Origin of the sequence: Brevibacillus sp. BC25 (assembly GCF_000282075.1) — a bacterium.
In the GTDB taxonomy this organism is placed as follows: Bacteria; Bacillota; Bacilli; order Brevibacillales; family Brevibacillaceae; genus Brevibacillus.
Window position 1 is genome coordinate 164,033 of sequence record NZ_AKIX01000128.1, and the last position, 13,439, is coordinate 177,471.

At 42.0% G+C, this 13,439-nt stretch carries 14 protein-coding genes; 2 read left to right on the plus strand and 12 right to left on the minus strand.

The genetic code is table 11. From position 1 onward, the window contains the following. Positions 1 to 41: 41 nt before the first annotated feature. Entirely contained in the window at positions 42 to 1,073 is a 1,032-nt protein-coding gene (locus PMI05_RS27915) for a hypothetical protein (RefSeq protein WP_007729240.1), read from the plus strand. Positions 1,074 to 1,353: 280 nt separating this feature from the next. Here the strand turns inward: PMI05_RS27915 and PMI05_RS27920 are convergent, their stop codons facing one another. The 5 genes from PMI05_RS27920 to PMI05_RS27940 all read right to left on the minus strand — a co-directional run bounded on the left by PMI05_RS27920 (position 1,354) and on the right by PMI05_RS27940 (position 5,054). After that, positions 1,354 to 2,289 (minus strand): DUF4261 domain-containing protein, encoded by a 936-nt coding sequence (locus tag PMI05_RS27920; RefSeq protein WP_007729242.1) that lies wholly within the window; start codon positions 2,287 to 2,289, stop codon positions 1,354 to 1,356. Between the two features lie 20 nt (positions 2,290 to 2,309). Further along, complete coding sequence (locus PMI05_RS27925; protein WP_007729244.1) at positions 2,310 to 2,975, minus strand: hypothetical protein; 666 nt, start codon at positions 2,973 to 2,975, stop codon at positions 2,310 to 2,312. 286 nt (positions 2,976 to 3,261) lie between these two features. Next, positions 3,262 to 3,717 carry a DUF2628 domain-containing protein gene (locus tag PMI05_RS27930; RefSeq protein ID WP_007729247.1) on the minus strand — a complete coding sequence of 152 codons (456 nt, stop codon included), beginning with the start codon at positions 3,715 to 3,717 and terminating at the stop codon, positions 3,262 to 3,264. 37 nt (positions 3,718 to 3,754) lie between these two features. Further along, positions 3,755 to 4,039, minus strand: a complete 285-nt coding sequence (locus PMI05_RS27935; protein WP_039961538.1) for a hypothetical protein — start codon at positions 4,037 to 4,039, stop codon at positions 3,755 to 3,757. A gap of 205 nt (positions 4,040 to 4,244) precedes the next feature. After that, complete coding sequence (locus PMI05_RS27940) at positions 4,245 to 5,054, minus strand: hypothetical protein (protein ID WP_007729249.1); 810 nt, start codon at positions 5,052 to 5,054, stop codon at positions 4,245 to 4,247. Between the two features lie 169 nt (positions 5,055 to 5,223). Between PMI05_RS27940 and PMI05_RS27945 the strand changes: the two genes are divergently transcribed. Further along, entirely contained in the window at positions 5,224 to 5,982 is a 759-nt protein-coding gene (locus tag PMI05_RS27945; RefSeq protein WP_007729251.1) for an SDR family oxidoreductase, read from the plus strand. A gap of 51 nt (positions 5,983 to 6,033) precedes the next feature. Here the strand turns inward: PMI05_RS27945 and PMI05_RS27950 are convergent, their stop codons facing one another. From PMI05_RS27950 to PMI05_RS27980, 7 genes are all read right to left on the minus strand, one after another. Further along, positions 6,034 to 6,399 (minus strand): MerR family transcriptional regulator, encoded by a 366-nt coding sequence (locus PMI05_RS27950; RefSeq protein WP_007729253.1) that lies wholly within the window; start codon positions 6,397 to 6,399, stop codon positions 6,034 to 6,036. 77 nt (positions 6,400 to 6,476) lie between these two features. Beyond that, complete coding sequence (locus tag PMI05_RS27955; RefSeq protein ID WP_007729255.1) at positions 6,477 to 7,676, minus strand: MFS transporter; 1,200 nt, start codon at positions 7,674 to 7,676, stop codon at positions 6,477 to 6,479. Positions 7,677 to 7,848: 172 nt separating this feature from the next. Beyond that, positions 7,849 to 10,362, minus strand: coding sequence for a hypothetical protein (locus PMI05_RS27960; RefSeq protein WP_007729257.1), 2,514 nt, complete (start codon positions 10,360 to 10,362; stop codon positions 7,849 to 7,851). 319 nt (positions 10,363 to 10,681) lie between these two features. Then, positions 10,682 to 10,957, minus strand: a complete 276-nt coding sequence (locus tag PMI05_RS27965; protein ID WP_007729261.1) for a hypothetical protein — start codon at positions 10,955 to 10,957, stop codon at positions 10,682 to 10,684. A gap of 2 nt (positions 10,958 to 10,959) precedes the next feature. Continuing rightward, positions 10,960 to 11,376, minus strand: coding sequence for a MerR family DNA-binding protein (locus PMI05_RS27970; RefSeq protein WP_007729263.1), 417 nt, complete (start codon positions 11,374 to 11,376; stop codon positions 10,960 to 10,962). 266 nt (positions 11,377 to 11,642) lie between these two features. After that, positions 11,643 to 12,428, minus strand: coding sequence for a CsxC family protein (locus tag PMI05_RS27975; protein ID WP_007729265.1), 786 nt, complete (start codon positions 12,426 to 12,428; stop codon positions 11,643 to 11,645). 99 nt (positions 12,429 to 12,527) lie between these two features. Further along, positions 12,528 to 13,412, minus strand: coding sequence for a hypothetical protein (locus tag PMI05_RS27980; RefSeq protein ID WP_007729267.1), 885 nt, complete (start codon positions 13,410 to 13,412; stop codon positions 12,528 to 12,530). Positions 13,413 to 13,439 lie beyond the last annotated feature (27 nt).

Below are 13,439 nucleotides of genomic sequence, written 5' to 3' on the forward strand. Positions count from 1 at the left end.
TTGTACTAGCATCTATTTGGATGGGAAAGGAAAAAACCAGTATGAAGTTGTGGGGAAAAAGTATCCAGGTCGCAGCAACGTACATTGGAACCGTCGTAGGCGCCGGGTTTGCGAGCGGTCAAGAAATTCTCGCGTTTTTCACCGCTTACGGTCATGCCGGAACAATCGGCATCCTGCTCGCTACATCTCTTTTTGTTTGGTTGGGCTACAAGATGATGCTAATCGCTCATCATTTGCGCACACCCTCCTATGAATCCTTTAATCAAAAACTTTTTGGACCGATGATCGGTCGTGCGATGAATATTTTGGTCTTTCTCACCCTTTTTGGCGTAACGACTGTCATGTTGGCAGGCGCGGGTTCGGTCTTGGAGGAGCAGTTTGATATTCCATATTTGGTCGGGACCACAGCCACCGTTTTGTTCGCTCTGTTGCTTCTGCGTAAAGGGTTGGAGCAACTACTCGTCGTGAATGCGATTGTCGTTCCGTCCATGTTATTGTTCGCTTTGCTCATTTTGCTGGATGGCACCGCAGAATCCCCCATGCCGCTTTCACCCCCATCCGATTATTCCTTCTTATGGAAAACAGTCTTATACGTGTCCTTTAATCTGGCTATGGCCCAGTCCGTTCTCATCCCGATCGGCTATGCGATCCGCGAAAAGGTCGTTTTGTTTCGGGCAGCCGTCATTGGCGGGGTCGTGCTTGGATTCATGCTCCTCGTCGTCCATACTGCCATGTTGGCCAACTGGGACGATGTCCGTCTCATGAATATCCCGATTCTTTTTGTAACGGACCAATGGAACGAGTGGCTGCAGCTGTTCTTTGTTTTCGTGCTCTATTCCGAGATTTTTACTACACTCATTTCCAACGTGTTCGGGATTGGTCAGCAGCTGCGTGAATTATTGGACGTTCCGGAATCGCGGCTTTACTTGTATTTATTCTCTGCTTCTTTCGTATTGTGCCTGATTGGGTATAGTCAGTTGCTCATGTTTTTGTATCCGTTGTTTGGATATTTGGGGTTGTCTACGCTCTGTCGGATTTCGGTTCCAGGGACTATTCCTCGGCATAGATTTTAAACGTGTGCTTGTCATTTGCGCAAGTTAGTCTGATACTTATCGTTCGGTTTTGAGAGAGCGACACACTCTTGCCAAAAGTATTACCCCCGAGAATTTTTTAACAAAAAGCAAGATACTACCAACAAACACGAACGAAAACAAAAATTAGCCAATTAACGTACGTAAATATTCCAGCACTGTCACTATTTTGTATCAGACTACTGTTGCCTGTGTACGCAATTCGATTTTATAGAAAGAAAAAAAGAGTGATCGGACCATGTCCTTCACTCTTAGCCTTCATTTATTCCAATCCCGCAGGCTTTTCCCTTCCATCCAACGGATACCAGCGAAGCACATCACGCGGAGGGCTTGCTAACCCTTCCTCCTGCAAGACACACTTCCAAATTTCATCCCCCGGCCCATCGGTTGTATCGCCGTCATTAATAACAGGACCATTCTCGTATACATAGTTCGATATATTACGTAGAAAACTCGCGACCTCATTCGGATCGTAGGCATCCCCATTAAATACCGCCTCATGATCGATCACATCCAACTGCTGCATGCCGACAGTATCCATCAGGAGCCATCCCTCTGGAAGATTGAACAACCGGACATTGGACCATAGCTCCAGCGGAAGAAGCTGGATTTGCTCATAGCGTTGATTGAGCTCTTGCATCAGCTCGGCAGACGCGAGGCACTCCCCATTCGGATTAAAAAAGCAAAGAGCTTCTGGCATTTTCAACAGCGACTCTGCAATGGCGGTGACAGTCATCAACTCAGGGAGCGACTCATAATCCTCAGGCAGTACTGGAGCCTGATCATCCGACTCCCCCAACACGAAAGAAGAGCGGATTCGAATAAACGCTCCGTGCTCGGTTGCGGCTTGCCGCCCTTCGGGAAATCCCCACGACTGCTGAGTTGCCCGCTCCAGGTTATTCGAGAATGTAAACGGTCCGAAAAAGCCCATCGACCAAGCGCCAAACAGCATCGTATCTTCTGCCGGATCTCCCATACTATCCGGCCAAGGCTTATCGACGACATCGACCTGGATATATCCGTTTACTTCTGGACGGTACGGAATAAGCAGGCTAGGGCCGCTGAACACCCATTGGTCGAACGTTTCTATGATATTCGCAATTTCGAATTGATCTTTGAGCCTGTCTGCTATTTTGTGAATCGGAACCGCTGTTGACAACAGGACGGCAAGTCCTTGAGAATACATACCTTTTGGCATATCGTCATCTTCTTTCCATTTTATTTTTGTGAGTCATGGGTACTTTCCGCAACTGTAAAACCGATTGCTTGAAGCTCCTTCATCGCCATTTCCAGATCAACTTCTGGATTTAGCTCCATCATCATTTCTTTGGTGATGGAAGTATTCGTAAAGACATAACCAATTACATCAAGCGGGACCTTCACCTCGTAGTAGTCCTCTGCCCACTCTACATAGTTTTCTGGACTATCATATATCATTCCTAGCAAAAAATCTGATCCATCATCTAACCCATGCGGATTATGTACCTCTCCCGCTTTCCATACGTGATCAGTAGATTCTCGCCAAAGGCAAAATGTAACTTCCTCCTTGGTCAACGCTTCGTCATTGAGTCGATTAAGCAATGCGGGAGGGACTTGCTCATAGATACCAGTCCAAACCTCGTATTCTTCCCTAGCATGTGGGCTCATTTCCGATTCATGATCGAATCCTTTTACAATAACGCCCTCGGGGGTGAACAGGATGTAAAGATCGTCGCCTGAACCGTTGCTAACGCTCGCGAATGTCGTGTTTTCATCCCATTGCGGATCGAACTGATATCGGCGCAGCCATTCCTCTTCACACAATACGATATCCAGTGCGCTCAGGATAAGCAGACGCTGTTTTAATACTTCTGGCTCCAAGAAAGGCTTAGGCCAAATGTTCATGTGAGATTCTCCTTTAATTCCCTATATATTGTCAATAACCCGTCTAAATACTCGACCTTATCTAACGCCAGACCGTGATCAAGCTCCTCATCGACAGGCTTAGATGGCATTTTCTCTATACATCGGGGACAATCATAGCCGTTCTTATATGTATCGGAATCTGACTCCATATGTAAATAGGTGGCATTTAGCAGGTAATTGCATTTCTCGCAAATATATAAACCTTGAAAGCAGCTTATATGCTTCTCCCATGCTATTTCCCTCCTCTACTGAGGAAAATTTTTCGCTATGCTAAGAATCGATCCAGCAGACTAAAACACAAATTTATCAGCACCACGACAAAAACGGCCCGGACACTAGTTCCACCCAGCTTCTTTGTCTCTTCTAGATCAAGCGTTGTATGTTTACTATGAGCTTTTTTAATTGTCTTCACAGCCGAAACATAGTATAAAAAATTGGCTGTTAATGCGAAAAGCACTCGTTGAAGAATTGCGAAGACAATGTATATTTCATAAAAAGTAGCATCATCAAGTCCAATTAAACCCAATAGTAAACCCACACATAGATTCACAGAATAAATAATGGCTGCAAACAGATACATCTTCCGGAAGGCAAACCATGCTTCTCCAAAAAGTGCAGCTCCCCAATTCCAAGAGAGCCCTTTCGTACGCCAAGCATCCAAATAGTACTTATGTTGGTGGACATACGCAGATAAAAAATTTAGTGTTAGTTGAGTGTCCAAATATTCCCCTCCAAATCTATCGTGCTTTTCTAACCGATTATTGTAATCTACCAATCCACATATCTATCTGCTCGTCCTCAAAAATGATCAATTGGACTCCATACTGTGGCTTTTCAACCCAAAATTCTCCAATCTCCATCACGATATCAATTGTCCTCTCATCTGTTTTTGTAAATAAATCGTCTTCATCCGATCTCCATCTTGACCAAAATAGAAAACACCACATTGCGACTTCTTCATGGGAAAGTGTTCTCGTTCTTGATCGTTCAAGTAAGTAACGAAGACTCTCTTTGTTATGAGGATATTCCTCTGGATTGATCATGCAATACTGTCACTTCCCATTCATGTTCGATTCAGCCCCCAAGGCTTCAATGCCCTTCATTATACCAATAATAACCAACCCATTCGACACCGAACCCGATTTTGTATGATTTATTCCTCTATGGACAGCAACTCTTGAAGCTAATCCAAAAGAGTAAGTTAGTCGACAAAGCAAAAGGACTCACTAGGAGTCCTTTTGCCATTTTCTATTCTATTTGACTCAAATAATCACGCAACTTACCGATCATTTTCACATCCAAATCAAAAACATAGTGAGGCTCCAATTGTTTCCTCAATTTGTCCGCCAGCATCAGCGCATGCCTATAGGCTTGTTCCAACTCGTCTTTCCGTAATCTTGCTGTGATCAATGCATAATCCTCGTAGGCTTCTGGACTCAAGTCTCTCTCCAAATTCTTCGTGCTGTTTAGCCACCTCTCTACATTCTGCTCATTGATTCTAAGGAGCTGCAACATATACTTTTGCACATAGGCTAACACCTCTAGAGATCGTGCAAGTTCTCCTCTTCTTAACACGTTTATTCCCAACAACCAAGCGTTAACAAAGTTATGAAAAGCAAAGGTAACATTTTCGTCTGTCATTCTCTCTGGACCTTTGCCCCCTATATAATCCAGACATTCTCTCAGCATTCCCGTGTTGTCGTAAATAAACATGGAGTCTAGATCAGGGAAGACCCCCGTCGGCTTGAAGCTTTTTATGATTTCGAGTTTAGAGGCAGGTAAGAAATGAAACTCACCTCGGATTAAATTCGAAAAAATCACGACTTCGGTTCCGTATTCATTGAAAAACATCAAATCGTACGGAGCGACATTGGCAACCCATTGTTTGGATGAAAAAGTCTCGAAAGAAGAATCTTCAATAAAAATATAAAACTCAACATCTGAGTACTGATCTCCCTCGCCCTTCGTAAAGGAGCCATACATCATGCATGATGTAACTTGTTCATCTTGCTTACAAGCTTCTTGAACGGCTTCTATAATCTGCTTTTGTTTTAACATTCCACACACTCCCTTTCAAAAATTTTACAACAGTTTTTTCTTTTGGTATACCGACTACCTAAATTTTGGAGAAGTGAAAGAATGAAATCTATGCCCTTGACCTTCACATTAGCGTGAACGTTTAGACTACATTCAGAAAGATAACTCATTCACTAAAGGAGGAACAAAAATGAACAACTATACAGGGAAAAAAGCTGTCGTAACTGGAGGTACACATGGTATGGGCTTGGCCGTGGCAAAAGCATTGCTGGCAGGCGGCGCCGAGGTTATCGTCTCTGGTCGCAATCCGAAAAATGCGGACGAAGCAAAGCGTGAGCTGGGCGAACGGGCACATGTTGTGGTGTCTGATGTATCGAACATGAAGGATGTGCAAGCACTCGGAGATTATGTTGAAAAGCATTTTGGCAAGATCGATTTTCTCCATGTGAATGCAGGCACTTCCATTCTGGAACCGTTTTTGGAAGTCACTGAGGAGACCTACGATCGGATTTTTGAGATAAATACGAAAGGGGCATTTTTCACCGTTCAGCGATTGGCGCCGCTCATTCATGAAGGGGGTTCGATCGTATTTACATCTTCCGTAGCAGATGAAGGCGGCTACCCCGGCATGAGCGTATACAGTGCATCCAAAGCGGCATTGCGTTCCTTGGCCTCCGGGTTTGCGGTGGAGTTGCTAGACAAGGGGATTCGCGTCAATGTCGTGAGTCCCGGTTTCATTAACACGCCTTCCATGGGAGTTGCCGGCTTCACGGATGCAGAACGCGCTATCTTCCAAGAACATGGCGATAAGGTTACACCAATGAAACGTCATGGTTCATCAGAAGAAGTGGCGAAAGCGGTGCTTTTCCTCGCCTTTGACGCTACCTTTACGACTGGTGCGCGGCTAACTGTGGATGGTGGCATCGGGCAAAACTTACATTCCTTGTAAAAAGACGGCCCCGGAGCGAGTAGCTGATCGCTTCAGGGCCGTGACTGTGAACTAGCTCGTAACTTTTTTTCCACGTGTAATTGATATTTGCCTCTCCAGCGTTTTCTTCCACTCCTGAAGTGCCTCAATCTGTTCGTTCACTCTGCTGAGCTTTTGTTCGTAAGTCGCCAGCATTTCCTCGCAATATACGTAATCGTCGGGAGATGCCACTTCCCCTCTGAACAACGTTCTGATTTCATCCGCTGTTAACCCCAGCTTCAAGTACAGTTGAATCATCTTGACGCGCTTGACTGCCGATTCATTGAAATGACGGTAATCATTTTCCAGTCGTTCTGCCTGTAGCAAGCCCTTTTCTTCATAATGGCGGATCGACCGGGTACTGACATTGGTTAATTGGGATAATTCGCTTATTTTCACGCAGCAAAGGACCTCCCTGTATGAGAATGCTATCCCAATTATATGCCAGAACATCAGGGTATCCATATCGTTTTTGATTACGAATCTATGATTGTATTTTCGTTGATTTTTGACCTGCTTTTGACGAAAAGCAATGTCGCCCCCATCAGCATCACAATTAATGCTACTACGGCAAAAGGCAGATATTTATTCAGCTGGTAAAGACTTGTGCTTAGAATCGGTGCGATTACAGCGGAAATTCCTTGGACCGATGCCACAAGTCCCGCAACGCCTCCTTGCTGTTCACGCGAAACGGCAAGGGAAGCCCCTGCCATAAATCCTGGCATCATGAGCCCAGCTCCAACACCAAACAAGAAAAATGCCACGTAATAGACGATCACATTGATGAAGAAAAGAAAGAGAGACAAGCTGATTATTAAAAGCACCGCCCCAAAAAGAATGAGCGATCTAGGTTGCCATTTTGGATTTTTCATTTGCAGTCCTTGTGTGACAATCATCGCTACGCCAGAAATCATAAGGCCTACTGATAACATTCTGGCGGTTTCCTTTGTTGTCAAAGACAGCTGATCCTGAAAATAAAACCCTCCAACGACTTGTAAGGTGATAATGCTAAGCATCGTTGCCAAACCGGCAAACAAATATAGGGGGAGACCTTTTTGAAAAGGATTCACCTTGGGAGGTTTTTCGTGAATAATGGGTTTTTGAGCCGGAATCAAGAAGCATACAATGGCTAATGCGACTAGCGGCAACAGTGCACCAATGTATAACGGCCAAATCAGACCGATCAGCGCAAAGGCTGCAGCAATCGCTGGACCAAGAACGAGACCCATCCCATTGGCTGCACCGATTAAGGCCATTCCTGCCGCTCTACCATTTTCGCTCGTTACATCCGCTATATACGCCTGTGCGGCAGATGGAACTGCCGGGATAAACATACCGATCAATCCGCGTGCCACAATGAGCAATACAACGAGAAGCCAGCCACTTATTATTTGCGATAATCCTGCATACATGGTCGCTGTGAACAGGACATAACTCACAAACATGCCAAGGAAACCAATGACAATGACCGCTTTCCTTCCTTTCAGATCGCTTAACCGCCCCCAGACAGGTGCCATCACAGCCATTGCAATAGAACCGAGTGAAATAATGATGCCAGAGTGAATTTCACTGAGTCCTAATTCACGGATAAGCGGCGGCATTACGGGGGCAATAATCATCAACCCCACCATCGCGACAAATACACTCAAAAATATACTGAAACGGATTCGAAACATCGCACATCCTTCTCCTTCCATAGCGCACGCTTTTTATAAAAATCGTAAAAGAAATGCGTGAACGCTACTACCTAAGAACGGAGAGTTTATGCCCCGAAACGGATTTTGTTTGTCGCTCCACTTGATCAATCAGGCAAATGAATAATAAATCGAGTGCCTTGAAGGGAGAGGATCATAAGTGAACTCCAGAATTTTTTACATGATAAATAATATTTGATCGTTCTATAGAGTCAATATCAATAGGAGGTAGTAAAATACTATCATCTAGAAGGGTTAACGAAGGTGTTTTTGCGTTAGCTGAATGGGTAGCGTTTACATTCAGTGTACTTCCCCCGACATAAGGTCCATCAACTATTTCATCCATTAATTGACTGTCTGTAAGGATAACTTTATCAGAAGTGACATTTCCTGTTGATTCAATATTTACATTTCCACTTGATACAGAAATAGATTCACTTACATCTAAAATTTCATCAATTAATTCACCATCTGTTATGAGAGCCTCGCTAAGTTGAGACCCCTTTTTGTCGAAATTTCCTGTATCATTTATAGAAATAGTAACGCTACTTCGTATACCATTAGCTGCATCTACTATCTCATCAACTAATTCACCACCAATAATTTCAAGTTTATTTCCAGAAACTTTAGCTGATGAGGTCATGGTAAGATCCATAACTGTATTGGTAAAATCATCCTCAATATCCACAGTTTCATCAATAAGTTCACCTTCGATAATTTTTAATTCTTCACAATCAATATTACTAGTATTGTTTAGATTTATTTTTATTGTAGAAGCATTAGAAATTTCACTATCGATTACCTCGTCAACTAATTCACCTTCTTCAATAAACAACTGTTTTCCATAAAAATTTGAAGAATCATTAAAATCTATTTGAATATTTGAAGTATAATATCCCTCACCATCTAAGGTTTCATCAATTAACTCACCTTCATAAACAGATAATATGGGACTAGTAACATTTGAAGTCCTTAATAAATTAACACGTATAGTTGAAGTGTAAATATTCTCCATATCAAGTATTTCATCAATAAGTTCACCATCTTTTACTTCTACCTTAGTCAGTGCATTAACGTTTCCAGTATCAACAAATTTCACTTTAATTTCACTAGATGTAATGTCTTCAGAGTCAATTAATTCATCGATTAATTCACCATCAATAATGGTAATTGATTTTGATGATACGTTACTGGATTTTCCAATAGTAAGATTTATTTTGCTATTTGCAATTACTCTACCATCTATCATTTCATTAATTAATTGCCCTTTATATATTCTAACTATTCCCGCATTTGTACCTGGTTTTGATTTGATGTTAGCGCTATTCGTAATATTCACATTAATTTCTTCGGAGTTAATAGTTGTGGAACCTGAATCAGAAAGTACGTTTATAACACTTTCAATCAAACTTCCACCCCCAATATGTAATGTAGAGTCATTATTAGCTAAAGTAACATTTGCTGAATTATTGATATTTACGTTTACACTACTTTTAGAAGCAATCGTCCCAATTATTAAATCTTTAATTAAAGCTGGCTCTATAGAAGATGTATCTTCAATAATATTATCATTTTCATCGTAGTTTTTTTCTCCTACAATAAGAGTATTTAAAAGTTCTACATTGGCGCTATTATCAATATTTATAGTAACTGAGGCGCCTTCCCCTATATTTCTAATTAAACTAGGGATAAGTGAACTTGAGTCTGTATCAAAATGAAAATTATCAAATGTTGAATTTTTATAGTTTGAAATAGAAATTACTATGTTTGAATTTGGTTCTATATCAATTGGTGATGGTGAATGAAATGGAGTTTTTTCACCACCATCTTTTTGTATATACATGCCCTCATACATATTACCTATTGAACTAAGTCTACGGGAGGGGGCAGGGATAGGTAGTTCTTTATCATAGGTTATGTTTCCAGATCCAGTTTCTTTAAGAATTAAGTCCCCAACTCTTTCTACATGTATATCGCCGGATCCATCATCAATAATGACTTTTTGTTTAACATTATTAACAGTTATATTACCAGCATCATTTGTAATATCAACATTACCATGGACTCTGCTAACATGAACATCGCCGGATCTATCTACTATTTTTATGGAACTATTAATATTTCTTAAGTCAATACTACCAGAGCCATCCTCTATATCTACTGTTTGATTTGAGCTTGGAGCATCCAAAAGGTTACTATTATTGACTTTTATATTCCCTGATTTGTCTTTTATTGATAAATTACTTGTATTTTCAATATAAATGTCTTCTTCATTATCAGTAATAGATATTTCTCCAGAGAGATCATATAATTCAAGGATGCTTTTTTTATCAATAATTTCGATAGTTAAGCTAGGCGGCAAAGTAATTAATAGATCTATTATTTCTCTTTTTTCAACCTTTCGATTTATTGATAAATATGCTATATCCTTATCCTGAGTTAAGTTAAAGTCTATATTATCCAGATTATTTATAGTTGTTAAATTAGCATCTATAGAACTAGCATTAGGAGTGCCTCGAATCGTAAGTTTGTTGATTGAAGAATGAATAACCAATTTTGTTATATTGTTTTGAGATATAGGCAATTGTTTGGCATAGGTAAGATCTGGAGTTATAAAGATAGAAGTGAAAAATAAGATAATAAGAAGAAAAAATGAGAGTTTTTTCATAAAGCCTCCCTGGAAACATTTGGTTTTTATGTAATTATATAATTAAATCTACAAGATGAAAGGTCATAAAATTGTTAATTTTGCGAAATGTCACTCTTTAGGTAAAGCGTTCAAATTTAGCCGCTATATCAATCTTCCCATCGATAAGCCTCTAGTGATTCAAACAGTTCAGTTCTCTCTATTTCATGGAGCGACATCCAGCACGAAGTTCAAAAAAAAGATAGCCTTTACCTTACTTTTGCAAGGTGTAGGGCTATCTTTTTTATGTTTTGAACCGTTGCTGTCATAAATGCTTATTACTTTTTCTTCCGCATTCTTATTACAGCGTATCCGCGTCCTTGAAAATTTGCCGTTCATGTTCTTTCTTTACCGCATTCACTTTTACCATATCGACTACTTTTCCATCCATCGTCACCGCTGGCAATGCTTCAATCCCATACGCCTTCGTTTTCTCTTCAAATTCACCTTCGACACTCTGTTCCAGCTTGTTAAGCACGATGACCTCGCATTTGGGACAGCATAACGCTTTGACCTTTTCCACAAAAGCAGGACTGGAATGACTACCATCTACAAATATCTCGATTTTTGCTCCCATGTCTACTCCCCTCCTTTCGCACATTTTTGCATGATTGGGCATTGCTCCTTTGAGAGGGACCACATCGATGGTGGACGATTCGTGACTTCCTCTAGTAATGATTTGAAATGTTGCAGCTGGCTTATTTTTTTGTTGATTTCTTCTACTTTTACAAGAGCCATCTGGTGCATTTCCTGGGTCGGCAACTCTTCGTCATTTTTGTACAGACTCAAGAGGTTTTTGATCTCTTCTAAGGTAAAGCCAATTTCCTGTGCACGTTTAATAAATAGAATGTCCGTAACGGTTTGGTGAGGGAACATGCGGTAGCCGGATTTATTGCGTGGAGCTGCGGCGATAAGTCCCCTTTTTTCGTAGTATCTGACCGTTTCCATATGCACATTGGCTTCACTCGCCACTTGGCTTCTGGTCAACCCATCCATATTTTCCTCCTCAATCGTTATGATAAAGGCTGTAGTTACGTACAGAGTCAATCAGAAAAAAAGGATTGTCTGTTTGACAACCCTTGTCGGAAGCCGAAACCTCTATTTCGTTCTTGGTTCCCCGAACTCCTCTCACGGTTGAATAAAGGGCTGCCATCAGTCCCACGTTGTATGTTGTAATCGCTTTCTTCATTTGAATAAAAAAAGAGACAATCCAGTGCCAATATCGCTTCTGGACAGTCTCATAGGTTCTGTATTGTTGTGTACTACCATTTTTTCTTAGGTGGACATATCGGTTTGCATGGTGGCGGAAATGTCGGTTTTGGTGGTGGTGTCGGTGGTGGTGTTGTTGGAATAGGAACTTGTTGATCTTGCAAAACCTTTATCCCAAGACGCAGGACGATTTTTTCACGGACGGTCGAGAATGTTTTCGTTGTGTCTTTGCACCGCTTATTTTCCAAACCGATGTCTAATTCGGTGAATTCCGTGAATACCAGCTCACAATACGGTCTCTCGTTGTAAACTTTTCGGTTGCCGAACAAACCTACGTTAATCTTTGCCGCATGACCCGATTTATTCAAATATTCTCCGTGTGACTCGAAATCTGGTGCCAGTTGCAAAGTCGGTCCGGTAGCCGGAAAGGTCAGATCCGTACAGAAATCGAATGGTATCAGCGCCGTTGTATGTCGTACATCACCGCATACAGCAGTTCCCGTTACTTGATCGACTGTGGTGTACTCGATATTTTTGCGAATAAAACCGCTGACGAACAACTTTGCAGACAACGGGTTGAATGTGGGAACCAGCTCACATTGCTCCAGAATGACGCTCTTTAATACCCGAATGATCTCAAGTGCAGGCCTCTCCAAATGTACATTAGCCTCCACACATACGACAACTGCCGTTTCTGCCAATGTTACAGGTACTTTAATCGTTTTTGGAAAAATGGTTTCGGTTGAAGCCATTCCGAACACACGGGCGTTTTCCACCGTGCAGCTATTTTGCGTAACTTGAGTTTGGCCACATTTACAGCCATCGCCATGTATACCCATTTTTACTCACTCCTTTATCACCAACCTACTCTCTTTATATTATATGGACTAGATTCAATATGGATTTGGCTGATGCCAAGCGTTATCTGCCCTTTTTTTCTAGAAAAGACTGTTTACCTTTTTCGTTATGTATGGAGGCGGAACGGGAACCAGCTGCTTCCGATACCACCATACACGACCGCTAATGGTTGCCAAGCCGCTGAACTCCTTCCATTCTGATTGCGAATGGGTGAGCGGATCTGCCATAACTGTGATTTGCCATTCCCCCATCTCTACCCATCTATTCGTCGGACAAGCTGGTGCTGTGAGGAGAATTGCGCTTGTTCCTACATTTGCTTTCGGTAAGGATGGTCGTAATACTGTCGAGTTAAATGGAATGCGAATCGTTTCATGCTCTACTTTTTCCGAATGGACAGTGACCCCCAAACCCTTGATTTCCAACTCACCTGACAGCCAGACAATCTTTTTGCTATCATCGTGGCGAACGTGTTGGACATCGATCTTACTTTGGCATTCAACCTCTTTCCAATCAAGCTTCCAAGGCACACGTAAGGAATGGGTCCACTCTACGTCCCAAATTTCTTCTAGGAAAGCAACCTGCATGAACGATTGACCTGTACGTTCCACGTAGACTACTTTTGCGTGAATCAGTTCTTGCTGAGCACTGTTGTTTTCTTGCGTAAGATCCTTGGCATCCATGGAGGCGGGAGGAGTGGGAGAAGTCGACTGCGGTGTGACTTGTTCAGTAGCTGTCTGATTGACCGGAGGCGGAGGCACATGGTTTCGTTTGCGCTTAGGTTTCTTGGAGCGAAACACTTTCTGCTTATCCATGGCAGCTTCCTGAGGCAGCAGCTGTTCCTTCGGTGCGACAAAGAGGAGCGGGAGTGATGTACTCGACTTTTTCAAGGAGCCTCGATGGTTAAGAATTGGCTTTCTATTCTTAGGTTTTTTCTTGTCGTTCGGCATGTCCTCACTCCTTTCCATCAAAATACTCCTCCCTTTATCCATACG